The following is a 22,406-nucleotide window of genomic DNA, read 5'->3' as shown; positions in this document are numbered from 1 at the left end:
GGTCTGCCCGCCAGTGCCTTACCCAGGGCCTCGGCGCCGGCCAAACCTGTCGATCGTTGACGATCCGGCGAACGTCGGGTGTGTGTTCCACCAACGGCAGCCGAAGCTTGGACTCGTGCTCACAGGCCCCTTTCAGGTCTGACCTTTACGGGCAACGCTGACGATGTGACAGAGACAACGGTCATTCTTGCCCTGGTGGTGATCACGGCCCTCGGGTTCGATTTCACCAACGGGTTCCACGACACAGCGAACGCGATGGCCACGTCCATCGCCACCGGCGCCCTCCGGCCAAAGGTGGCCGTGGCGCTCTCCGGCATCCTCAACCTGATCGGCGCCTTCCTCTCGGTCGAGGTCGCCCTGACCGTCAGCAACGCTGTCGTCCGCATCCAGAACTCCGACGGCACGCCCAAGGAGGCCCTGACCTCCGACGGCGGCACAGCGTTACTCCTCATCGTGCTGGCCGGTCTGGTCGGCAGCATCGTCTGGAACCTGTTCACCTGGCTGCTCGGGCTGCCCTCCAGCTCGTCCCACGCGCTGTTCGGCGGGCTGGTCGGCGCGACCGTCGCGGGCCTGGGCTGGGCCGGCGTGAACTGGAACGGCGACGGCTCCAAGCTCGACGGTGTGATCGGCAAGGTGATCCTGCCCGCGCTGATGTCCCCGGTCATCGCCGGTCTGGTGGCCGCGGTCGGCACCTGGCTGATCTACCGGATCACCGTCGGCGTGGCCGCGCGCTTCACCGACAACGGGTTCCGCTGGGGTCAGATCGGCAGCGCCTCACTGGTGTCGCTGGCCCACGGCACCAACGACGCGCAGAAGACCATGGGTGTCATCACCCTGGCGCTGATCGCGTCCGGCGAGTGGACCGACACGACGAACATCCCGTTCTGGGTGAAGGCCTCGTGCGCGCTCGCCATCGCCCTGGGCACCTACCTGGGCGGGTGGCGGATCATCCGTACGCTCGGCAAGGGTCTGGTCGAGATCGCGCCCCCGCAGGGCATGGCGGCGGAGTCGTCGTCGGCCGCGGTCATCCTGGTCTCCAGCCACCTCGGGTTCGCGCTCAGCACGACGCACGTCGCGACCGGTTCGATCCTCGGCTCGGGTGTGGGCAAGTCGGGCGCGCAGGTGCGCTGGCGGGTGGCCGGGCGCATGGTGGCGGCCTGGCTGATCACGCTGCCGTCCGCGGCGGTCGTCGGCGCGCTGATGTGGTTCATCGGCGACCTCATCGGTGGCCTCGGCGGCGCGCTCGTGATCTTCCTGATCCTGCTGGCGGCGGCCGGCTACATGTACTGGCGCTCGCGCAGGACGCCGGTCGACCACAGCAACGTCAACGACGAGTGGGACGAGCCGGCCGAGCGCCGCGAGCCCGCGGGAACGGCGGTCTGAGTGAGCAACCTGGGATTCGCTCTCGAAGGCGCGTGGAAGGTGCTGCTCGCCGGCCTGATCCTCGGCGCCGGTCTGCCCGCCGTGTTCGCGCTCGGCATCCGCTCGATGGCGTTCGGCGCCGGCGGTGACGCCGAGGTCGACCACGCCGCGCCGCACCCGGTGGGCCGGCTGGTGGCGTACGTTCTCTTCGCGGTCGTTGTGCTCGTCGCTCTGCTGGGTATCACTTACATCGTGGCCAGCGGCTTCGGCAAGACGATCAGCTTCGAGCACGTCTACCCGGCGATCGTCGACAAGTAGGAGAGGAACCGTGACCGACAACCGCTCGAACTTCCTCGTCCGCGCCGTCGACTGGTTGCGCGCCGGCTACCCGACCGGCGTGCCCCGGCAGGACTACGTGGCCCTGCTGGGCGTGCTGCGTCGCAAGCTCACCGAGGAGGAAGTCCGCAAGATCGCCAACGATCTGGCCGAGCAGTCCCTGGGCAGCCCCGACCCGATCAACGCGCAGGACATCGAAGCCATGATCAACGATGCCGTGCTGCAGCAGGCCGACGCCGAGGACGTGGTGCGCGTGTCGGCCCGCCTGGCCGCCGGTGGCTGGCCGCTGGCCGATCCGCCCAGCGACTGAGAGTGCGGACAGCAGCATGGGAACGTAGCCGTCAACTGAACATCTGGTGAACGGATCATGAGTACCTGGGTAACGGGCGCGAAATATCAAGTTCACGGAGTCTGAACTCTTCTTGTCCGATCTTCCACCAGCGACCCTGAGGTGTGACTGAAACATCGGTGATCCTGGCGCTCGTGGTGGTGACGGCCCTCGGGTTCGACTTCACCAACGGGTTCCACGACACGGCGAACGCGATGGCCACCTCCATCGCCACCCGCGCCCTGCGGCCCAAGACAGCCGTTGCGCTCTCCGGCATCCTCAACCTCATCGGCGCCTTCCTCTCGGTCGAGGTCGCCCTGACCGTCAGCAACGCCGTCGTGCGCATCCAGAACGCCGACGGCACGCCCAAGGAATCGCTCACCACCGACGGCGGCACGGCGCTGTTGCTGATCGTGCTGGCCGGCCTGATCGGCGGCATCGTCTGGAACCTGTTCACCTGGCTGCTGGGCCTGCCCTCCAGCTCGTCGCACGCGCTGTTCGGCGGGCTGGTCGGCGCCACCATCGCGGGCCTGGGCTGGGCCGGCGTGAACTGGAACGGCAACGGCACGAAGCTCGACGGGGTGGTCGGCAAGGTGATCCTGCCGGCCCTCATCTCACCCGTCATCGCGGGCGTGGTGGCGGCCGTGGGCACCTGGCTCATCTACAAGGCGACGGTCGGCGTGGCCGCGCGCTTCACCGAGAACGGGTTCCGCTGGGGTCAGATCGGCAGCGCCTCGCTGGTGTCGCTGGCCCACGGCACCAACGACGCGCAGAAGACCATGGGCGTGATCACGCTGGCGCTGATCGCGGCCGGCGACTGGACGGACACGAAGAACATCCCGTTCTGGGTGAAAGCGGCCTGCGCGGTGGCGATCGCGCTGGGCACCTACCTGGGCGGGTGGCGGATCATCCGTACGCTCGGCAAGGGTCTGGTCGAGATCGCGCCCCCGCAAGGCATGGCGGCGGAGTCGTCGTCGGCCGCGGTCATCCTGGCCTCCAGCCACCTCGGGTTCGCGTTGTCGACCACCCACGTGGCGACCGGTTCGATCCTCGGCTCCGGTGTGGGCAAGCCCGGCGCGCAGGTGCGCTGGCGCGTGGCCGGGCGCATGGTCGCCACCTGGCTGATCACGCTGCCCGCGGCCGCGGTCGTCGGCGCCCTGACGTGGTACCTGGGCAACTTCGTCGGCGGCGTCGCCGGCGCGATCGTCATCTTCGTTCTGCTGCTCGCCGCGGCGACCGGCATGTGGCTGCGGTCCCGGCACGCGCCGGTCGACCACAACAACGTCAACGACGAGTGGGAGCCGGTCCCGGCGTCCGCTCCGGCCCCGTCCGAGAAGGTGGCCCTGTGAGCAACTTCGGATTCGCGCTCGAGGGCGCCTGGAAGGTGCTGGCCGCCGGTCTCGTCCTCGGCGCCGGGCTGCCTGTGCTGTTCGCGCTGGGCATCCGGTCACTGGCCTGGGGCGCCGACGCTGCGGCGCCCCGCCCGGCCGGCAAGGCCTTGGCGTACGGGCTGTTCGCGGTCGTCATCCTCGGCGTGCTGCTCGGCCTGACCTACATCGTGGCGAGCGGCTTCGGCAAGACGATCAGCTTCGACCACTTCTGGCCGGCGATCGTCGACAAGTAGCCGGATCGGGCGGCTCGCCCGGGATTCTGTCCCGTGGAGTGTGCGGCCCGCATCGGCCAGGATGGGCGCATGACCAGTCTGACCGGACAGCAGATCGCCGGCGAGGGCCTCACCGGCTGGGCCTACTTCTACGACAGCCTGGAGACCCGGATCGCCACGCCGGACTTCGCGGCCGGGCTGGCGCTCGTCGCCGCCATCGGCGCCGCCGCCGAGCAGGCCGGCCACCACCCGGACGTCAACCTGCGTCATAGGCACGTCCACGTCCGGCTGACCAGCCACGACGAGCAGGGCGTGACCACCCGCGACGTGCAGCTGGCCCGCGCCATCAGCGGCCTGGCCGCGGACGCCGGCCTGCGCCCGGCGAGCGGACCGGTCTCGCGGCTCGACATCGCCCTGGACACGCCGGACCGCAAACAGGTGTTGCCGTTCTGGGAAGCGGTGTTCGGCCTGGTCCGGGACGGCAACGCCGACCCCGGCATCGACCTGACCGACCCAGCCGACAGGCTGCCGACCCTGTGGTTCCAGCAGTCCGGCGACGAGGAGCCCCGCCAGCGCTGGCACCACGACTTGTGGCTCGATCCGGCCGAGGTGCAGCCCCGCATCGACGCCGCGATCGCGGCGGGTGGCCGCCTGGTCAGCGACGAGCGGGCCCCGGCGTACTGGATCCTGGCCGACCCGGAGGGCAACAAGATCTGCCTGTGCACGTGGCAGACCCGCGACCAGGCGATCTGACCCATGATCCGCGGGGCGGAACCTAGGGCGCCCTAGGGTCTGTTTCGATCGAGCAGCGGGAAACGGACGCCGGTCAGTTCCTCCGAGACGGTCCAGAGGCGGCGGCCCAGCGCCGGGTCGGTGGCGTGCGGCGCCAGCGGCACCGGGCCCGGTGCGCCGCGCATCTGGGCCACGCCGGTCGGGCCGATGAACTGGCCGCCCTCGACGTCGGGGGCGGTCGCGGCGTGCACGACGGGGCGGGCGCCCTGGTCGGCGCTCACGGCGAGCAAAGGATTGCCGAGCCTGGTCAGCAACGTGCGATAGAGGCCCGGCTGCACGCCCGCCTGCAGGCCCGTCACGGCATACCCGGGGTGGGCCAGCAGGCTCCGGACGGGTGAGCCGGCCGCAGTCAGGCGGCGGTGCAACTCCAGGCCGAAGACGGCATTGGCCAGCTTCGAGTTGTTGTAGGCGGCGGTCGCGCTGTAGCCGCGCCCGGCCTGCAGGTCGTCGAAGTCGAGCCGGCCCTTCTTGTGCAGCACCGAGCTGACGGTCACGACGCGGGGGTCGGCCCCCGCCGACAGCCGGTCGAGCAGCAGCGCGGTCAGCGCGAAGTGAGCGAGGTGGTTGACCGCCAGCTGCACCTCGAAGCCCTGCTTGCTGAGCGTGCGCGGTGGCGCCATCACGCCGGCGTTGTTGATCAGCACGTCGACCCGGTCGAGGCCGGCGGCGAAGGCCCGTACCGCATCGAGGTCGGCCAGATCGACGCGGCGCACCTCGCTGGTGCCGCCGGTGAGGGCGGCCTGCGCCTCGCGGCCCTTCCGTTCGTCCCGTACGGCGAGGATCACGTGCGCCCCGGGCCGTGCGAGCGCCTTGGCGGCGGCCAGACCGAGCCCGCTGTTCGCCCCCGTGATCACAAAGGTGCGTTTCGTCATGCGCCTCATCGTGCCTCTCGTGGCACAGTGTGTCAACGGCGTCATGACGTACCATCGGGGCATGACGAACGACCGGCCGCCCAGCCTGGCCGAGCGCAAACGACGGCTGGTCAGCGAGGAGTTGCGCGAAACCGCGCTGCAGTTGCTGGCGGCCCGCGGCTACGACGAGACGACGGTCGACGACATCGTCGCCGCGGCCGGCATGTCCCGGCGCACGTTCCACCGCTACTACGCGTCCAAGGAGGACGTGGTCATCCAGCTCCTGGCCGACCTGGGCGACGAGATGCGCACCGAGCTCGAGTCCCGTCCCCCGGCCGAGCCACCCGCCGAGTCGCTGCGGCACGCGGTGACCGTCGCGATCAACTTCTGCGCCGGCCACCACGACGCGGCCAAGACGCTGGCGGTGGTGCGCCTGATCCACCGCACGCCGGTGCTGCACGCGCGTTCGCTGGAGCGGCAGGCGCGCTGGCAGGCCGAGCTCGCGCAGGTGCTGGCGCAGCGACTCGGCCAGGAACCCGACGCCCTCTATCCGCAGATGGCCACCCGGATGGCCTTCGCCGCGCTCGACGCGGCCCTGGAGCGCTGGGCCACCACCGACGGCGAGGCCGACCCGCTCGAGCTGACCGGCCGCGCGTTCGCCATGCTCGCGCCGGCCCTGTCGGCCGCCCAGGGCTGAACGGTGGCCGCGCCCAGGGACGCGGCCACCTCGGGAAGAATCAGTCCGCGAGCGTGCGGCTGAGCACGCCGATGTCGGGCTGGTCGGTGAACAGGCCGTCGATGCCGGTCCGCAGGTACGTGATCTGCTCGTCGATGGCCCGGCCGTAGGCGTTGGGGTCGGTCCCCACGCGGTAGTCGGCCGGCAGGAACTGGTTCTCGGCGCGGAACGTGTACGGAATGACCTTGAGCCCGGCCGTGTGGGCGTCCCGCACCAGCGCCGTCGGCGTGCCCAGCGTGGCGTCGGCGTTGCGCGGGATGACCTGGTTCTTGTCCGGTCCGATGCCGTCCACGTAGGACGAGAGCTCCTTCAGCCCGGCCGGGGTCAGATACTGCGCGTACGTCTTCGGGTCGTTGAACGGACCACCGGCGGCGCCGGTCAGGAAGACCAGGTTCACCTGCACCCGGTACTGCTGGTGCAGCACCTTCAGGTTGGCCGCCTCGAACGACTGGATCCACACCTTGGCGCCGCGCCGGTCGAGCCGGTGCTTCCGCAGGGTCCGTACGAGCGGGGTCTCGAGGTCGAGGCCGAGCCGCCGGAAGTACGTGGGGTGCTTGGTCTCCGGGATGACGCCGACGTCGCGGCCCAGTTCCTTCGACAGGCGGCCCCGCAGCTCGAGCACCTCCTCGAACGTGGGCACCGGGAACAGGCCGTCGTAGAGGGTGTTCTCCTGGCGGACGGCGGGGAGACGCTCGATCGCCCGCAGCGTCCTCAGCTCGGCCAGGGTGAAGTCCTCGGTGAACCATCCGGTGACGCTGACGCCGTCGAGCAGCACCGTCTTCCTGCGGCCGGCGAACTCGGGGTGCTGGGCCACGTCGGTGGTGCCGCCGATCTCGGGCTCGTGCCGGCACACCAGCACGTGGTCCTTGGTGGCGACCAGGTCGGGCTCGATGTAGTCGGCGCCCATGCGGGCCGCGAGCTCGTACGAGGCCAGCGTGTGCTCCGGCCGGTAGCCGGAGGCGCCGCGGTGCCCGAAGACTTCGGGCTCCTTGTGCTTGGGCCCGTGCGCGAGCGCCGGGGCGGCAACCGTTCCGGCGAGCGCGGGGGCGGCCGCGGCCACGGCTCCCATGCGCAGCACCTGACGTCGGTCGGCCACGTGATCCTCCACGGGATTCACCGCGGCGTCCGTCGCCGGGGTCCCGGCACGAGTCGAAGGGACAAACCCGACTACGAGGCATCGTCGGCGTAGCGATCACGGAAACGGATCGGGAAGGCTGCACGGGTTCACGCGCAGTTAACTCGATGTGCTTACAGTGACCCCCGAATCCCTGACCAGGAGTGACGCCATGCAGCCGAACGTCGTCCCGCGAAGCGACCTGACCCAGCTGCTCGGACAGAACCTGCTCGAAGGGCAGGCCCTGACCGTCAGCCGCGAGTACGGCCTGATGGCCACCCCGGGCGCCCGCACCTACGAGTCCCGCGAACACGGTGTGTCGGTCGGCGTCGACGAGTACGACCGCGTCACCCGGGTCGTGCTGCACTTCGACGACCGGACCGGCTTCCGTCCGTTCCGCGGCGTCATCCCCGGCCGCGGCGGCACGATCGGCCGCCGCACGAGCCTGTGGGCAGCGCTGGGCCGCCCCACCCAGAGCACCGACCCCGACCGCACCCAGCACGGCGGCGCCGCCGACGAGTGGGCCTTCCCCTGGTTCGTCATGCACGCCCAGTACGCCCCCGACGGCGAGCACCTGCTGCGCCTCGTCCTGGCCCGCTGACGCTCCGGGCCGTACTTAAGTACAGCCCCCAGCTCCGACTTCGGACCCGGTTCCTTCGGGCCTCCGGACCGACGACCCGACCCGTCCGACCGGCGACGATCAAGGAATGTCGAAGCTCGTCCCGGCCGGGTTGATCGCCCTGGCGCTGGTCCCCTCCATCGCCGGCGCGGCCCGTCTGGGCGCCCTGGCCTCCGGCGCCCCCGCGCCCGAACGTTTCACCGAGATGCCGGCCCCCGTGGTCGTGCACATCATCGCCGCGCTGATCTACAGCCTGGCCGGCGCCTTCCAGTTCGAGGACGCCTTCCGCCGCAACCACCGCGCCTGGCACCGCCGCGCCGGCCGGGTGCTGGTCGTGGCCGGTCTGGCAGTGGCCCTCAGCGGCGCCTGGCTCACCCTCTTCTCCGACCTGCCGCCCAACGACCACACCGTGGTCAACATCGCCCGCCTCCTGGTCTCGGCCGCGATGACGTACGGCCTGGTAACCGCCGTACACGCGATCCGCCGCCGCGACATCCGCCGTCACCGGGCCTGGATGATCCGGTCGTACGCGCTGGCCCTGGGAGCCGGAACCCAGGCCTTCACCCTCGCGCCCTACACCGTGGCAGCCGGCGAACCCGCGCCCAGCCCGCGAGCCGCCCTGATGATCCTCGGCTGGGCGATCAACCTCGCGGTCGCCGAATGGATCATCCGCCGCCCGGCCCGCCACCGCCGCGCCACCGCCGCACCGGTGACGCTCCGCGGCTGAACTCCCCGCCACAGAGTGCGGAGGGTGGGGGCTCGACGCCCGTATCGGGCGTGTCACTCGTGCCCACGGCGATGTCGAGTTCTGGGTTCCCCGCTCCGAGGAGTCCCGGTCGAAGACGATTCTGGTGGTTTCCCGACGCTGCCCAAACGGCCGGCCTTGGCGGGACAAGGACGTCGAAGACATCGCTGTCCTCCGGAGGCTTCTGGCCAATCCGGGTGAGGGCTGACCGGGCAGGGTCTAGAGGCGCAGCTCCGGCCAGTCGAGCAGGCCCTCGCCGAGGTCGCGGACGGTAGCCAGCAGGCCGAGGCGGGCGGCTCGCAACGCGGGCTCCTCGGCCATGACGAAGACCTCGTCGAAGAAGCGGGCCAGGGGCTCGACCAGCGGCTCGACTCCGGCGGTGAAGGCGACCAGGTCGGCGCCCCAGGTGGGCTTCACGCCGGCTACCGCCTCGTGCAGGGCCAGTTCGGCCGGCTCGGTGAGCACCGAGGGGTCGTAACCGGCCCTGGTGCCGGGGGGAAGGATGCGGCGGGCCCGCTGGATGGCGGCCGCGACCGCCACGAAGTCGGGGTTGCCGACGAGGGTGTCGAGCTGGGTCAGCAGTGTGTCGACGACCGATGGGCGGGCGTGGTGGGGGAGGGCGGCCCGGATGCGGTCGACCGGCTTGCCCTCCTCGGTCAGCGCCTGTTCGAGGCGGCGGGCCAGGAACTCGGCGGCGCTGTCGAGCACTGTGGCCGGGACGGGCACGGGCTGCTGGGCGGCGGCCGAGCGCAGTCCGTCGAGCAGGGACAGGCCGGAGAGGGCGGGGTGGGCGCGGTGCACGGCCAGCAGGCCCAGCACGGCCCGGCGTACGGCGAAGGGATCGCTGCTGCCGGTGGGCAGGCCGACCGTGGCGGCCAGGCCGGTTACCAGGTCGAGGCGGTCGGCCAGGGAGAGCAGGGCGCCCGGGATCGAGGCGGGCAGGTCGTCGCCGGTGTTGCGGGGCAGTTCGGCCTCGTAGACGGCCTGGGCCACGTCGCGCGGCTCGCCCGCGTGCAGGGCGTAGTCGCGGGCCATCACGCCGGCCAGGCTGGTCATCTCGGTGACCAGTTGCGAGCCGAGGTCGAACTTGACCAGGCGGGCCGCCCGGCCCAGCGTGGCCGACGACAGCCCGAGCGAGTCGGCCAGCGACGTGGCCAGGGCGGCGATCCGGCCCGAGCGGTCGGCCATCGAGCCCAGCTTGTCGGTGAAGGTCAGGCGGGACAGGCGCTCCCGCATGTCCGGCAGGGGCGTGTTGCGGTCGGCGCGGTAGAAGAACGCCGCGTCCTCGTAGCGGGCGCGCAGCACCGCCTCGTTGCCGGTGCGCACGAGCTCGACGTCGACCGGGCCGTTGGCGACGGTGACGAACATCGGCAGCAGCGCCCCCGAGGCGTCGCGGACCGGCAGGTAGCGCTGGTGCTTGCGCATCACGGTGGTCAGCACGGCGTCCGGCAGCGACAGGTAACTCTCGTCGAACGTGCCCAGCAGCGGGGTGGGCGCCTCGACCAGGTACGTGATCTGCTCGATCAGCGCGGACTCGCCGGCCACGTCGATGCGGCCCTCGGGGTAGACCTCGTCCTGCGCGCCGGTGACGATCAGGTCGTGCCTGTCCTCGGGGTCGGCGACGATGCCGGCCAGCGCCAGCGTCTCCATGAAGGTCTCGGCCGACGCGACCTGGACGATCGGTTCCGAGGCCGTACGCAGCAGCCGGGTCTGACGACCGGCGGCCAGGGTGCCCACCGCGACCGGCACCACGTCGTCGCCCCACAGCGCGGTCAGCCAGCGGATCGGCCGGCTGAACGAGAGCTGCGGGTCGTTCCAGCGCATGTTCTTGGCCCCGCGCAGACCGGTCACCACCTTCGCCAGCACGGGCGCGAGCACCTCGGCCGCGGCGCCGCCGGCCTCGTGCTTCCGGGCGACATGGTGCTCGGCCTCGGCGTAGAGCGCCGTCTCGAGTTGATCGACGGGAACGCCCTGGCCGCGCGCGAAACCCTCGACCGCCTTGGCCGGGGCGCCGACCTTCGGGCCCCGCACCTGGCGTAGGTGGTCGGGCTCCTGAGCCGCGACCGAGGCGACCAGCGCGACCAGCCGCCGGGGGGTGGCGAACACGCGTACCTCGTCGTGCTCGAGCCGGGTGCCGGACAGGCCCTCGGTCAGCGCGCGCTGCACGTAGTCGCGGGCCGATCTCGCCTCGGCCGGCGGCAGCTCCTCGGTGCCGATCTCGAAGATGAGCGCGCGGGGGCTGGTCTTCGCGGCCGGGGTGGCGGTCGCGGTGGCCGGCGGCAGCGCCTCGACCAGGCCCAGCGGGTGGCCCTGCTCGTCGCGGCGAGCCACCCACAGGCGGGCGACGTCGCCGGCGAGACGGCGCATGCGGGCGAACTCGGCGGCGCGGTCGGCGGTGGAGACGGCGCCGCGCGAATCGAGCACGTTGAACGCCTGGGAGCACTTCAGCACGTACGTGTGGGCCGGCACCGGCAGCCCGGCGTCGATCAGCCGTTGCGCCTCGGCCGCGTAGATCTCGAGCAACTGCCGGTTGGCGGCGACATCGGCATCGTCCAGGTAGTACCGCGACATCTCGTACTCGCCCTGGCCGAAGACCTCGCCGTACGAGATCCCCTTGGCTGCGACATTACCGATGCCTGGTCCTTCGGACGGCACGGAGATCCCGGGCGCGTAGATGATCTCTTTGAAGTGCGTCTTGTCCTGCAGCGCCATGATGATGCGCTCGATGCCGTACGTGATCTCGACCGAGACCGGCTCGAGGTTGAGGCCGCCGGCCTGCTGGAAGTACGTGAACTGGGTGATCTCGAGCCCGTCGAGCCAGACCTCCCAGCCCAGGCCCCACGCGCCCAGCGCCGGCGAGGCCCAGTTGTCCTCGACGAAGCGGACGTCGTGGGCCCGGATGTCGATGCCCAGCGCCTCGAGGCTGCCCAGGTAGAGCTCCTGCGGGTTGCCCGGGTCGGGCTTGAGGATCACCTGGAGCTGGGTGTGGGTCTGCAGCCGGTTCGGGTTCTCGCCGTAGCGCGAGTCGTCGGGCCGCACGGAGGGCTCGACGTAGACGACGCGCCACGGCTCCGGGCCCAGCACCCGCAGGAAGGTCGCCGGGTTCAGCGTCCCCGCACCGACCTCGGTGTTCATCGGCTGGACGGTCAGGCACCCCTGAGCCGTCCAGTACGCGGTCAACCGGGCCAGCGCGTCCTGCATGGTGAGCATGGGTTGGAAGTCTAGGGCGGGCCGCTCGCGGGTACGTAGGCAATATGCTCGCCGGAGACCTTTACGCCTTTCAGGACCTGCTTTCGGATGACGAGGCCGCCGTGGTGGAGCGGGTGCGCGCGTTCCTCGACGACGAGGTCGTGCCGATCGCCAACGACCACTGGCGGCGCGCCGACTTCCCGATGCACCTGATCAAGCGGTACGCCGGCCTCGGCATCGCCGGTCGCGAGGGCTCGTCGTCGCTGCTCAACGGGTGGCTCGCCCTCGAGATGGCCCGGGCCGACGCGTCGATGGCAACCTTCTACGGCGTGCACGCCGGGCTCGCCATGGGCAGCATCACCATGTGCGGCTCGCCCGAGCAGCAGGAGCGCTGGCTGCCCGCGATGACCGCCTTCGACCAGGTGGGCGCGTTCGCGTTGACCGAGCCGACGGGTGGCTCCGACGTCGCGGCCGGCCTGCGCACGACGGCCCGCCGCGAGGGCGACGAGTGGGTGCTCAACGGCGAGAAGCGCTGGATCGGCAACGCGACCTTCGCCGACCTGATCGTCGTCTGGGCCCGTGACGAGACCGACAACCAGGTCAAAGGCTTTGTTGTACGCGGTGACGCGCCGGGCTTCACGGCCACGAAGATCGAGAACAAGATCGCGCTGCGCACCGTGCAGAACGCGGACATCCGCCTGACCGACGTGCGCGTGCCCGAGGACGACCGGCTGGAGAACGCGAACTCCTTCAAGGACACGGCGAAGGTGCTGCGGCAGACCCGCAGCGGCGTGGCCTGGGAAGCCGTGGGCGTCATGCTGGCCGCGTACGAGATCGCCCTGAACTACTCGAAGGAGCGGGAGCAGTTCGGCCGGCCGATCGCCAAGTTCCAGCTCGTGCAGGATCTGCTGGTCCGCATGCTGGGCAACGTGACCGGCGCCCTCGGCATGTGTGTGCGGCTGGCCCAGTTGCAGGATGCGGGCCAATATCGCGACGAGCACTCGGCGCTGGCCAAGGCCTACTGCACCACCCGCATGCGCGAAGTTGTCGGCTGGGCCCGGGAACTGCTGGCCGGCAACGGCATCGTGCTCGAATACAACATCGGCCGGTTCGTGGCCGACGCCGAGGCGCTGTATTCGTACGAGGGCACCCGTGAGATCAACACCCTGATCGTGGGCCGCGCCATCACCGGAGAGAGCGCCTTCGTGTAAGACTGCGGCTTGTGTGGGGGTGGGTGCTCAAGCGGGATCCTCAGCTGCTCGTCGTGCGGCGGGCGGTCCGGGTCACGCTGGTCGCCTGCCTGGGCTTCTATCTCTGCCGCTATGTGATCGGCAGCGCCGACGCGGCGCCGTACGCGTTGTTCGGCACCATCGCGCTCGGGGCGCTGTCGCAGATCCCGGGGTCGCCCCGGCAGCGGGCGCGGACGCTCGTCGCGGTGCTGCCGGTGGTGTGGGGGCTGATCTCGCTCGGCACGCTGCTGTCGGTCAGCAACTGGGCGGCCGCGGCCGGCATGTTCGTGCTCGGCTTCACTGTCAGCTTCGTCGGGGTGGGCGGGCCCCGGCTCGTGGGGCTGGCCGCCGGCATGCAACTGCTCTACATCCTGCCGTGCTTCCCGCCGTACGACCCCGGGGCGTTGCCGGAGAGGCTGGCCGGCGTCACCCTCGCCGTGGCCCTGCTGGCCACCGCCGAGCTCTTCCTGTGGCCCGACCCGGCGCCGGTCCCGTACCGGCACCGCCTGGCCGACGCGGTCTCGGCCCTCGCCGCCTGCCTCGAGGCGCTGGCCGACGACTGGTCCGGCGACAGGACGGGCCGCGACCGGCTCGCCGCCCTGGTGCCCGAGGCGACCGAGGCCGCTGACGAGCTGCGCCCCTCGCGGCTGCCACCCATCGAGCGACCCGCTTCGGCCGGCCGCCACGACCGGGCGCTGTCGGCAGCGGCCGGCACGTCCCGGCTGCTGCTCGGCCGGGTCGTCGACCTGTACTTCTCGGCCGACCGTGAGGCGATCACCCGGTCGGCCGCCATCAAACTGCTCAGCGCCACGGCCGGCTGCGTCGGGGCCACCGGAGCCTGGCTGCGCGGCGACGGGCCGCTGCCCGACACCAACGTGGTCGCGGCGGCCGTCACCGATTTCCGGGCCGCGCGGATGAACACCGACCCGAACGGGTTGCCGCCGGAACGGCTGCGGCTCGGCGCGCTCGCCCTGTCGCTCGGGGAGTGGACCAAGAGCCTCGTCGTCGCCGTGCGGATCGCCGCCGGGGAGCCGCCCGGGCACCCCGACCCCACGCCGGAGACGGCTCGCCCGGGGCAGTTCTGGTATGCGTACCGTCGCACCCCGGCCCTCTACTGGCACCGCCTGCGGGAAAATCTGACCCCGCGCTCGGTCGCCTTCCAGGGCGCCCTGCGCCTGGCCGTGGCGCTGGCGGTGGCCCGGCTGATCGCCGGTGAGCTCGACCTGTCGCACGGCTTCTGGGTGCTGCTGACGATCCTGACCGTGCTGCGCGCGTCGGCCGCCGAGACCCGCTCGACGCTGCGGCCGGCGCTGGTCGGCACGGTTGCCGGCTCGGTCGTGGCCGCCCTGATCCTGCTGCCCGGCCTCGACCCGCTCGTGTTCGCCGTCGCCCTGCCGTTCGTGATGATCGCCGGTTTCGCGGCCGGCCCGCTGCTCGGCCTGGGCTGGTCGCAGGCGCTGTTCACGCTGGTCATCACGCTCGTCTTCGCGCAGGTCACCCCCGTCGACTGGCGGCTGGCCGAGCAGCGGGTGGCCGACGTGCTGATCGGCGCGGCCATCGGCGTGCTCATCGGCCTGTTCGCCTGGCCGCGGGGCGGGGCCGGGGAACTGCACCGCGCGACCGGCACGTTCCTGGCGTCGGCGGCCGAGGTCGTCCGCGAGACGATCGCCGTCATGGCCAACGGCGCCACGCCCGGCAACGCGCTGCCCAAGGCCCGTTTCGCGGGGCAGCTGGCCGAGGCGTCGTTCGCCCTGTACCAGAGCGAGCGGCACGCACCGGCCCGGCTCGACTGGCAGGCCACGCTGGTCGCGGGCCACCACGCCGTGCGCGGGGCGGAGGCCCTGGTCCGCTCGTGCCCGGCCGGCGGACTGCTGCCGTTCGTGAACCAGCTGACCGCGCTGGCCGACGACGTCGCCGCCTGTTACGACGCCGCGGCCGAGCGCCTGCTGCGCAACGAGACCCCGGGCCGCCCACCGGATCGCCCGGCGCCGCCACGGTGGCCCGACGACCTGGGCCAGGACCTCTACATCGTGGCCGACCTGCGGGCGTGGCTCGACGGGCTGCGCGAGGACCTGACGAACATGACCGGCCGCCCCGAGCCCGGCGACGAGATCCGGGTCCGCGTCTCCCGGGTAGCCGACGGCGCCACCTGATTTCGCGATAGTCCGGCATCGCGACGGAGTGTGAGCGAGGCTGTGACGGGTGAGCCAGAGCAGCCGGGCCGAGCTGACCCGCGGCGTCGAGCAGCGGCTGGAGGCGACGCTGCACGCCTTCCCGGGGCTGCGCCTCGACCCGATCCCGGCCGCCCTGCTCAAGTCGCCTCCGCCGGCCACCCGCATCCTGCGCGGCGGCCGCCTGCCCGGCCTGGGTGAGCACACCCCCGAGGTGTACGAGTCGACGCGTGACCTCTGGCAGCAGTCCGGCTGCCGCGTCGACGAGAGCGGCCCGGCCGACGGCCGTGTGCTGATCGTCCACGACCCGGCCGGCTATGTGCTCACCCTGACCCAGCACCCGGGCGACGACCCGGTCCTCACCGTGGCGTCGCCGCCGCAGCAGGCCCGCCTGGTCGACCCGCCGCTGCTGGCGGGCCTGCTGAGCGGTCTGGCGCTGGGCTGCGCCGGTCCGTGCGCCGCCGTGGGCCCGATGACGCTGTTCCCCTCGATGGCCGGGCTGGCCGCCCCGTTCTGGGCCTGGGTGCCGCTCTACCTGTTGATCGGCGTCGGGTCGGTCTGGCGGCCGGAGACCCGGCGTTTCGGCGCCGGCCTGCTGGTCAGCGGCGGCCTGGTCGGCGTCGTGGTGGCGTGGATCTTCTCATGAGGGCGGCGTGAACAGGTTGACCAGCGTGCCGTCGGGGTCGCGGAACAGCAGCGACCGGTTGCCCCAGGGCATGGTGGTGGGTTCCTGGACGAGGTCGCCGATGACCGTACGCAGGCGGGCGAATTCGGCGTCCACGTCGTCGACCCGGAACTCGACGATGGCGGTCCGGTTGGCCGCGGGCTCGGCCGAGCCTTCGCCGAACAGCTTGACGGTGGCGGTGCTGCCGATGGCCAGGGTCGCGCCGGGCAGCGCGATCTCGGCGAAGTCGGGCGTGTGCCGCCGCGCGGGCTGCCCGGTGACCTGCTCGTAGAAGTCGGTGAGCGGGCCGACGTGGTCGGTGATGAGACGTACCGAAGCGAAGTTCATGACGGCGACGCTAGGCCGGATACCGGACAGGTTCCGCCCGGTATCCCGGACCAAGATTCAGAAGGTGTCCCGCGCCCGCCGGTAACCGCCGCCGTGGCCTTTGGTGGCCCGCTTGGCCTCGTACATCGCGGCGTCCGCGCCCCGCATCAGGGCCTCGTAGTCGGTGGCGTCGTCGGGATAGAGCGCGATGCCCACGCTGCCGCCGATCGAGACCTCGGCGCCGTCGATGGCGAAGGGGCGGCGCAACCGGTCGCAGATGCGCCCGGCCACCACGCTGGCCACCTCCTCGTCGGCCTGCCGGGTGAGCATGATGGCGAACTCGTCGCCGCCCAGCCGCGAGACCACGTCGCCGTCGCGGACCGCGCCGAGCAGGCGCTTGGCCACCTGCTGCAGCAGCGCGTCGCCGGCCTGGTGACCCGCGGTGTCGTTGACCTGCTTGAAGCCGTTGAGGTCGAGCAGCATCAGGGCCACCCGGTCGCGAGTCTCCCCGGCCTCGCGGACGGCCCGCTCGGCCCGGTCGATCAGGTGGGTGCGGTTGGGCAGGCCGGTGAGCGAGTCGTGGAAAGCCTGGCGGCTGAGCTCGGCGACATGCGCCTGCGCGGCCTGCCGCATGCCGGCGCTGTCGATGATCAGGCCGCCCTCGACCGACAGCTGATCGGCGAGGATGCGGTCCCGCGCGGTCCACTCGCGGGGCGCGCGCGAGTCGCCGCACATGATCATGCCGACCGGGCCCTGGGCGGACATCAGCGGCATGGCGGCGAACGACTTGAGCTTCATGAGCAGGGCGAGGTCACAGGGGCGTACGACCGAGGTCACCGAGTCGTTGGCCAGCGCGACCTTTCCGTCCCGCACCGTCTGCCACACCGGCGACTCCTCGGCGGACCGGCCCAGCAGCTCGGCGATCGTCGCGTCGCCCTCGGGCAGTCCGACGCTGTGCGCCGAGAGGACCGTGCCGTCCGGGTCGACGAGGATGACGGCGGCGTGCTCGGTGCGGAACCCCTCGGCGGCCGAGGCGGCCAGCAGGCCGGCGGCGTCCTCGACGCCGTCGGCGGCCATGCCCTGCTCGAAGAGGCGGCGGATGGTGCTGGTGGTGTGCGAGACGAACTGGCGCTGCTTCTCGGCCGCCAGGCCCTGCAGCGTGGTCGCGAAGTGCAGGGCGAGCGGAGCCAGCACCTCGGGGCGCAGGGCGTCGAGGCCGGCTCCGGTGAGCAGCAGGACGCCGACGGTCTGCCCGCCGATGCGCAGCCGCACGGCCATCTGCTCGCCGCTGACCAACGGCTTGGCCCCGGCCGCCAGGCGGAAGACCTTGCCCGCGGTCAGCACATCGCGGCGGCCGGGCTCGCCGACGCGGGCGGTGACGGTCAGCAGGCCGGTCTCGGAGTCGAGCTCGAACACGGTGGCCGCGGTGAGACCGGCCGCCTCGCGCAGGTGCGGCACGCAGAGGTCCAGCACGTGCTGGACCGAGGGCGTGTCCTTGGTCATGAACGAGACGAGGTCGCCGAGCAGGGCGTCCTGGGGGTCGCCCCCGAGGACGGCGCCCGCCGTTCCCATGCCGCTGCTCATGCTCATGCCAGAAAGGTCGGCACCGGGGCGACGGGCTTGACGAGCAGGCGGTCGCAGTTCGGGTGCAGGTGGGACCGCCGCAGCCTGCCTGCCCGGGCCGCCCCCACCGGCAACCCGGTGATCGGCCGCGGCAAGTACAACGGCAATCCGGTCGACTGTCGGGACGGCACGGTCGACCGGGTGCACCTCTACGACCGCGCGCTGTCGGCCACGGAGATCAAGGACCTGTACGCCCCCCGGCCGCCGGCTCCTGCGCCGGCCGCCGGCTCCTGCGCCGGCCGCCGGCTCCTGCGCCGGCCGCCGGCTCCTGCGCCGGCCGCCGGCGGAAGCCGTGCCTACGAGATGGTCGATTCCGAGGTGGCCGTCCGGCGACGGGCCTCGGCGACGTCGGCCATCAGGTCGTCCCAGTCGGGGTCGGAGCGCAGCGGAGCGACGCCTGACGGGCCGCCGACGCGCGCGTTGGCGTACTCCCACCACGCGGCCACCCGGACGGGCCAGAGGCCGACCCGCATCGCGCCGGCGAGGAAGCAGCGGTGGGCCAGCAGGGTCGCGGCCAGGGTTTCGGGTTCCAGGTCGAGCGCCGGGTCGTCGATCGCCTTGCCGAGGGCGCGCACGTCGCGGTGCATCTCGGAGTATGAGATCAAGTTGGGCATGGCCGGCAGCTGCCGGTGGGCGCCGGGCTCGACGAGGTCGTCGGCGTAGGCGGGGTTGAACACCATGTCGTCGACGGTCACGATGAGCGGCAGCACGGCGCGGCCGTCGCGCACGTCGAGTTGCACCGCGGCCGCGCGGGTGGGCACGAAGACCGGCTCAGCAGCCAGGATCTCGTCCGGGTCCAGCCGCGCCGTGTCGCCCAGCGCGGGCACGTGGATCGCCAGGAGCCCCCGGCGCACGCTGACCTCGACCCCCGGAACCTCGGCCAGCGCCTCGGTGACCTCCCATACCTGCACGCGTCCGTTATACGCGATGCGCGCAAGATGAGCCCGTTGTTAACAGACGATTGCGGTGGGAGCGCTCCCATGTCATGCTGTCGAAACAGCCGGGGAGCGATGCCCCTCGATGTATCCCCGGCCTATCCCCGGGCGCTACGGGCGCCGCCGCATGTCTCGAGGAGCCACCACATGAGACCTGTCCTCATCCGCGGTCTGACCGCGGCTGCCGCTGTATCGCTCGTCTCTGGCCTCGGCGTCTTCGCCGCGACCAGCGCGAGCGCCGCGGCCGGCTGCCGGGTGGACTACACGGCCAACAGCTGGAGCAACGGCTTCACCGGGTCGGTCAGCGTGACCAACCTCGGTGACCCGATCTCCGGTGGCTGGCGCCTGACCTGGGCCTTCCCCGGCAACCAGCAGGTCACCCAGGGCTGGAGCGCCACCATCACCCAGTCCGGCCAGAACGTGACGGCGGCGAGCCCGTCCTGGGCGGGGTCGCTCCCGACCAACGGCAACGCCACCTTCGGCTTCAACGCCAGCTACTCGGGTACGAACACCGCGCCCGCCACGTTCTCGCTGAACGGCACGGCGTGCACCGGCGCCACCGGCCCGTCGACCCCGCCGACGACGCCGCCCACGACGCCTCCCACCACCCCGCCGACCACCCCGCCGACGACGCCGCCGCCGACCGGCAGCAAGGTCGACAACCCGTACGCCGGGGCGCGCGGCTACGTGAACCCGGAGTGGAAGGCCAAGGCGGAGGCCGAGCCCGGCGGCAACCGGGTCTCGAGCAACCCGACCGCGGTCTGGCTCGACCGGATCGCCGCGATCGAGGGCACCGACGACAGCAGCTCGAACGGCTCGATGGGCGTTCGTGACCACCTGGACGCGGCCCTCGCGCAGAACGCCGGCTACATCCAGTTCGTGATCTACAACCTGCCCGGCCGGGACTGCTCCGCGCTCGCCTCCAACGGTGAGCTCGGCCCGGACGAGCTGCCGCGCTACAAGGCCGAGTACATCGACCCGATCGCCGCGATCCAGTCCGACCCGAAGTACGCGGCCCTGCGGATCATCAACATCATCGAGATCGACTCGCTGCCGAACCTGGTCACGAACACCTCCGGCCAGGCCGGCGGCACGGCGACCTGCGACACGATGAAGGCCAACGGCGGTTACGTGCAGGGTGTCGGCTACGCCCTGAACAAGCTGGGCGCCCTGTCCAACGGCTACAACTACGTCGACGCGGCGCACCACGGCTGGATCGGCTGGGACTCGAACATGGGCCCGTCCGCCGACATCATGCTGGAGGCCGCCCGAGCCTCGGGCAGCGTCAACAACGTGCACGGCTTCATCACCAACACGGCGAACTACTCCGCGCTGCGTGAGCCCTTCGTCCAGCCGACCACCACGGTCGGGGGCCAGAGCGTGCGGCAGTCGAAGTGGATCGACTGGAACCAGTACACCGATGAGCTGACCTTCGCCCAGGCATTCCGCCAGAAGCTGGTCTCGATCGGCTTCAACGCCAACATCGGCATGCTGATCGACACCAGCCGCAACGGCTGGGGTGGCTCGGCCCGCCCGACCGCGGCCAGCACCTCCACGGTCATCGACACCTTCGTCAACGAGTCGCGCATCGACCGCCGGATCCACGCCGGCAACTGGTGCAACCAGTCCGGCGCCGGCCTCGGCGAGCGCCCGACCGCGGCCCCGGCCAGCGGCATCGACGCCTACGTCTGGGTCAAGCCCCCGGGTGAGTCGGACGGCTCCTCCAAGCTGATCCCGAACGACGAGGGCAAGGGCTTCGACCGGATGTGCGACCCGACCTACACCGGCAACGCCCGCAACGGCAACAGCCTGAGTGGCGCCCTGCCGGACGCGCCGATCTCCGGCGCCTGGTTCTCGGCTCAGTTCCGCCAGCTGATGGCCAACGCTTACCCGCCGCTCTCCTGACGGGTAATTAGGACCGCCGGGCCCCGCTCTAACCCACGAGGAGCGGGGCCCGGTGTTATAAAACCAGGTAAAAAGGACAGGTGGACATCAGCAAGGTCGCCTGGACAACTGCCGGTCGTCGCCTCACCGCGGCGGCCGGCAGCGTCGTGGGGGAGCGGTACCAGGACAACTACGACGTCGTGCACCTGGAGCCGGGCGGTCCGCTGGCGGTGGTGGCCGACGGCCTCGGCTCGGGGCCGGGCAGCACGGTCGCCGGGGCCACGGCGGTCGAGGTCTTCGTGCGCGAGGTGCTGGTGGGCGACTCGCCGGGCGCGCTGCGCGGCGCCGTCTCGCAGGCCCAGGATGCCGTACGCCGGGCCGGCAGCAACCTGGACGAGCTGACCGGCAGCACGCTGACCGCCTTCGTGGCCGCCGGCGACGACCCGGCGGCCTGGATCGTCCACCTCGGCGACTCCCGCGTCTACCGCCTGCGCGACGGCCTGCTCGACCTGCTGACCGTCGACCACACGATCAACTGGCTCGGCGTGCTGCACGGCTGGTTCGCGGCCGACTCGGACGAGGCCAAGGCGGCCCGCTACCGGCTGACCCGCTACGTCGGCCACCCCGACGCCTCCGAGCCCGACCTGCTCAACGTCACTCTGCGGCCCGGCGACGTCTACCTGCTCTGCACCGACGGCGTCTCCGACCAGCTCACGTACGAGCGCCTGACCCGCATCCTGGCCACCGACGACCCCGCCGCGGCCGCACACACCCTGCTCGACGACACGCTGACCGCCGGCGGCGCCGACAACGCCACCGCCGTGGTCATCCGCGTCGAGCGCTCGGTGGACTGACGCCGGCGCCGGCCAGCGCTACCGGCGGCGCCGGTCCGGCATGTTGTAGAAGCCGGTGGGCATGGCGGGCGCCTCGGCTTGCAACACCTGACGGCGATTACGCGTACGCAGGCGCAGCAGCATGCCGACGCCGAGGAACACCATCAGCGCGCCGACGATCAGGCCGATGCCGAGCACGTTCGAGCTGCTCGAGGCCGGGTTGAGCGCGGCTGCCCCGGCCGAGGTCGCTTCCGCTGCCGGCTCGTCGGCCGCAGCCTGCTCCTCCCGCTCCTCGGGGGCCGGCTCGGTCTCTTCCGGAGTGGGGGAGGGAGTCGGGCTCTTGGTCGGCCTGGCCGCGACCGGGCTGACCACCTGGGCCTGGGAGCCGGTCGAGCTGAGCAGCCGGCCGACGCCGTCGAAGGCCTGCGCCAGGAAGGTCACCTCGCCGTTGTCGGGGCCGGTGAAGGCGACGCTCCACTGGGCGGTGACCGTGCGGTCGCGGCACAGCTGGCCGGGGTCGAGGCGCTCGTCGACCACGGTGGCCGCCTCGTCCTGGACTTCGGCCCGTACGGGGAAAGCCTGGCCGTTCTCGACCCGGGTGACCCGCACCTGGTCGAGGCTGACGCCCTCGGTCTCGACGGTCAGCGCCCAGCGCACCTTGAGGCAGCGGCGGCCGCGGTCGGTGGAGGCGACCGCGGTGTAGGTCTTGGCGTCCTTGCCGATCGTGAATGTCGACGGGGCCTGGCCGACCTTCACCTCGAAGCCGGGCACGTCGGCTGACGCCGGTGCCCCCCATGCCGCCAGCGTCACCACAAGGACCAGGACGAAGACAGCGCTGATCCGGCCCGTGCTCATCCGAGTAGACGCCCGGGTCAGGTGTCGCATGCCGATCATCTCCTTCTCGCCCGGCAGTCGATACGCCTGCACAGCAGATGGTTCGCAGATGCGGGCCGAAAGGTTCACCGGGTGCGATGAGTCACTGAGCGGTGACGGCCCGGTTGTCACTCGGCCAATAGTTTCTTTGACGTGTCTTCCCAGCTCAGCGACGGTTTGACGGGTCCCGCT

The 22,406-nt window shown here is 71.7% G+C and carries 21 protein-coding genes; 14 read left to right on the top strand and 7 right to left on the bottom strand.

Features of this window, described 5'->3' with window-relative positions:
- Window positions 1-165 precede the first annotated feature (165 nt).
- The 6 genes from KXC43_RS32320 to KXC43_RS32295 all read left to right on the top strand — a co-directional run bounded on the left by KXC43_RS32320 (window position 166) and on the right by KXC43_RS32295 (window position 4,382).
- On the top strand, window positions 166-1,383 hold the full coding sequence (locus tag KXC43_RS32320; protein ID WP_221379993.1) for an inorganic phosphate transporter: 1,218 nt from the start codon (window positions 166-168) through the stop codon (window positions 1,381-1,383).
- A complete protein-coding gene (locus tag KXC43_RS32315) occupies window positions 1,384-1,680 on the top strand; it encodes a hypothetical protein (protein ID WP_221379992.1) in 297 nt (98 codons plus the stop codon). It begins immediately after the preceding gene.
- Window positions 1,681-1,690: 10 nt separating this feature from the next.
- Window positions 1,691-2,008, top strand: a complete 318-nt coding sequence (locus KXC43_RS32310; protein WP_221379991.1) for a DUF3349 domain-containing protein — start codon at window positions 1,691-1,693, stop codon at window positions 2,006-2,008.
- A 143-nt stretch (window positions 2,009-2,151) separates the two neighbouring features.
- Window positions 2,152-3,375 carry an inorganic phosphate transporter gene (locus KXC43_RS32305; RefSeq protein WP_221379990.1) on the top strand — a complete coding sequence of 408 codons (1,224 nt, stop codon included), beginning with the start codon at window positions 2,152-2,154 and terminating at the stop codon, window positions 3,373-3,375.
- On the top strand, window positions 3,372-3,650 hold the full coding sequence (locus tag KXC43_RS32300; RefSeq protein ID WP_221379989.1) for a hypothetical protein: 279 nt from the start codon (window positions 3,372-3,374) through the stop codon (window positions 3,648-3,650). Before KXC43_RS32305 ends, KXC43_RS32300 begins: the two co-directional genes overlap by 4 nt.
- A gap of 69 nt (window positions 3,651-3,719) precedes the next feature.
- Window positions 3,720-4,382 (top strand): 4a-hydroxytetrahydrobiopterin dehydratase, encoded by a 663-nt coding sequence (locus tag KXC43_RS32295; RefSeq protein ID WP_221379988.1) that lies wholly within the window; start codon window positions 3,720-3,722, stop codon window positions 4,380-4,382.
- A 32-nt stretch (window positions 4,383-4,414) separates the two neighbouring features.
- Here KXC43_RS32295 and KXC43_RS32290 read toward each other — a convergent pair whose 3' ends face one another.
- The gene (locus tag KXC43_RS32290) at window positions 4,415-5,293 is read right to left on the bottom strand and encodes an oxidoreductase (protein WP_221379987.1); all 879 of its coding nucleotides are present in this window, start codon (window positions 5,291-5,293) and stop codon (window positions 4,415-4,417) included.
- Between the two features lie 61 nt (window positions 5,294-5,354).
- Between KXC43_RS32290 and KXC43_RS32285 the strand changes: the two genes are divergently transcribed.
- Window positions 5,355-5,969 carry an acyl-CoA-like ligand-binding transcription factor gene (locus KXC43_RS32285; protein WP_221379986.1) on the top strand — a complete coding sequence of 205 codons (615 nt, stop codon included), beginning with the start codon at window positions 5,355-5,357 and terminating at the stop codon, window positions 5,967-5,969.
- Window positions 5,970-6,009: 40 nt separating this feature from the next.
- Here the strand turns inward: KXC43_RS32285 and KXC43_RS32280 are convergent, their stop codons facing one another.
- On the bottom strand, window positions 6,010-7,104 hold the full coding sequence (locus KXC43_RS32280) for a glycerophosphodiester phosphodiesterase (RefSeq protein ID WP_221379985.1): 1,095 nt from the start codon (window positions 7,102-7,104) through the stop codon (window positions 6,010-6,012).
- Between the two features lie 157 nt (window positions 7,105-7,261).
- Here KXC43_RS32280 and KXC43_RS32275 point away from each other — a divergent pair, with 157 nt between their 5' ends.
- Window positions 7,262-7,723, top strand: coding sequence for a DUF6392 family protein (locus KXC43_RS32275; protein ID WP_221379984.1), 462 nt, complete (start codon window positions 7,262-7,264; stop codon window positions 7,721-7,723).
- Between the two features lie 106 nt (window positions 7,724-7,829).
- Complete coding sequence (locus tag KXC43_RS32270; RefSeq protein ID WP_221379983.1) at window positions 7,830-8,468, top strand: DUF2306 domain-containing protein; 639 nt, start codon at window positions 7,830-7,832, stop codon at window positions 8,466-8,468.
- Window positions 8,469-8,705: 237 nt separating this feature from the next.
- On the opposite strand, the gene KXC43_RS32260 is transcribed toward KXC43_RS32270, so the two are convergent.
- Window positions 8,706-11,696, bottom strand: a complete 2,991-nt coding sequence (locus KXC43_RS32260; RefSeq protein ID WP_221379982.1) for a glycine--tRNA ligase — start codon at window positions 11,694-11,696, stop codon at window positions 8,706-8,708.
- Between the two features lie 44 nt (window positions 11,697-11,740).
- On the opposite strand from KXC43_RS32260, the gene KXC43_RS32255 reads away from it, so the two are divergent.
- Genes KXC43_RS32255 through KXC43_RS32245 form a run of 3 tightly spaced genes read left to right on the top strand, consistent with a single transcriptional unit; the run spans window position 11,741 to window position 15,721 of the window.
- Window positions 11,741-12,886 carry an acyl-CoA dehydrogenase family protein gene (locus KXC43_RS32255; RefSeq protein WP_221379981.1) on the top strand — a complete coding sequence of 382 codons (1,146 nt, stop codon included), beginning with the start codon at window positions 11,741-11,743 and terminating at the stop codon, window positions 12,884-12,886.
- Between the two features lie 11 nt (window positions 12,887-12,897).
- Entirely contained in the window at window positions 12,898-15,057 is a 2,160-nt protein-coding gene (locus KXC43_RS52880; RefSeq protein ID WP_221379980.1) for an FUSC family protein, read from the top strand.
- Window positions 15,058-15,106: 49 nt separating this feature from the next.
- Window positions 15,107-15,721, top strand: a complete 615-nt coding sequence (locus KXC43_RS32245) for a hypothetical protein (RefSeq protein WP_221379979.1) — start codon at window positions 15,107-15,109, stop codon at window positions 15,719-15,721.
- On the opposite strand, the gene KXC43_RS32240 is transcribed toward KXC43_RS32245, so the two are convergent.
- From KXC43_RS32240 to KXC43_RS32230, 3 genes are all read right to left on the bottom strand, one after another.
- Window positions 15,716-16,087 (bottom strand): VOC family protein, encoded by a 372-nt coding sequence (locus KXC43_RS32240; RefSeq protein WP_221379978.1) that lies wholly within the window; start codon window positions 16,085-16,087, stop codon window positions 15,716-15,718. The two genes, KXC43_RS32245 and KXC43_RS32240, sit on opposite strands and share 6 nt — an antisense overlap.
- A 57-nt stretch (window positions 16,088-16,144) precedes the next feature.
- A complete protein-coding gene (locus KXC43_RS32235; RefSeq protein WP_221379977.1) occupies window positions 16,145-17,656 on the bottom strand; it encodes a sensor domain-containing diguanylate cyclase in 1,512 nt (503 codons plus the stop codon).
- Between the two features lie 329 nt (window positions 17,657-17,985).
- Window positions 17,986-18,600: a hypothetical protein gene (locus tag KXC43_RS32230; RefSeq protein ID WP_221379976.1), complete on the bottom strand. Its 615-nt coding sequence runs from the start codon at window positions 18,598-18,600 to the stop codon at window positions 17,986-17,988.
- 171 nt (window positions 18,601-18,771) lie between these two features.
- Here KXC43_RS32230 and KXC43_RS32225 point away from each other — a divergent pair, with 171 nt between their 5' ends.
- A complete protein-coding gene (locus KXC43_RS32225; protein WP_221379975.1) occupies window positions 18,772-20,529 on the top strand; it encodes a glycoside hydrolase family 6 protein in 1,758 nt (585 codons plus the stop codon).
- An 80-nt stretch (window positions 20,530-20,609) separates the two neighbouring features.
- On the top strand, window positions 20,610-21,362 hold the full coding sequence (locus tag KXC43_RS32220) for a PP2C family protein-serine/threonine phosphatase (protein ID WP_221379974.1): 753 nt from the start codon (window positions 20,610-20,612) through the stop codon (window positions 21,360-21,362).
- Between the two features lie 18 nt (window positions 21,363-21,380).
- On the opposite strand, the gene KXC43_RS32215 is transcribed toward KXC43_RS32220, so the two are convergent.
- Window positions 21,381-22,226, bottom strand: coding sequence for a hypothetical protein (locus tag KXC43_RS32215; protein WP_221379973.1), 846 nt, complete (start codon window positions 22,224-22,226; stop codon window positions 21,381-21,383).
- Window positions 22,227-22,406 lie beyond the last annotated feature (180 nt).

The organism is Paractinoplanes polyasparticus (genome assembly GCF_019710575.1).
Classification (GTDB): domain Bacteria; phylum Actinomycetota; class Actinomycetes; order Mycobacteriales; family Micromonosporaceae; genus Actinoplanes; species Actinoplanes polyasparticus.
This window is presented reverse-complemented; position numbering and strand designations above follow the sequence as displayed.

Bases quoted from the DNA above. Each gene is read 5' to 3' on its own strand.
- KXC43_RS32295 (WP_221379988.1), top strand. From the start codon at position 3,720: ATGACCAGTCTGACCGGACAGCAGATCGCCGGCGAGGGCCTCACCGGC.
- KXC43_RS32290 (WP_221379987.1), bottom strand. From the start codon at position 5,293: ATGACGAAACGCACCTTTGTGATCACGGGGGCGAACAGCGGGCTCGGT.
- KXC43_RS32285 (WP_221379986.1), top strand. From the start codon at position 5,355: ATGACGAACGACCGGCCGCCCAGCCTGGCCGAGCGCAAACGACGGCTG.
- KXC43_RS32270 (WP_221379983.1), top strand. From the start codon at position 7,830: ATGTCGAAGCTCGTCCCGGCCGGGTTGATCGCCCTGGCGCTGGTCCCC.
- KXC43_RS32260 (WP_221379982.1), bottom strand. From the start codon at position 11,696: ATGCTCACCATGCAGGACGCGCTGGCCCGGTTGACCGCGTACTGGACG.
- KXC43_RS32255 (WP_221379981.1), top strand. From the start codon at position 11,741: ATGCTCGCCGGAGACCTTTACGCCTTTCAGGACCTGCTTTCGGATGAC.
- KXC43_RS32240 (WP_221379978.1), bottom strand. From the start codon at position 16,087: ATGAACTTCGCTTCGGTACGTCTCATCACCGACCACGTCGGCCCGCTC.
- KXC43_RS32235 (WP_221379977.1), bottom strand. From the start codon at position 17,656: ATGAGCATGAGCAGCGGCATGGGAACGGCGGGCGCCGTCCTCGGGGGC.
- KXC43_RS32225 (WP_221379975.1), top strand. From the start codon at position 18,772: ATGAGACCTGTCCTCATCCGCGGTCTGACCGCGGCTGCCGCTGTATCG.
- KXC43_RS32215 (WP_221379973.1), bottom strand. From the start codon at position 22,226: ATGCGACACCTGACCCGGGCGTCTACTCGGATGAGCACGGGCCGGATC.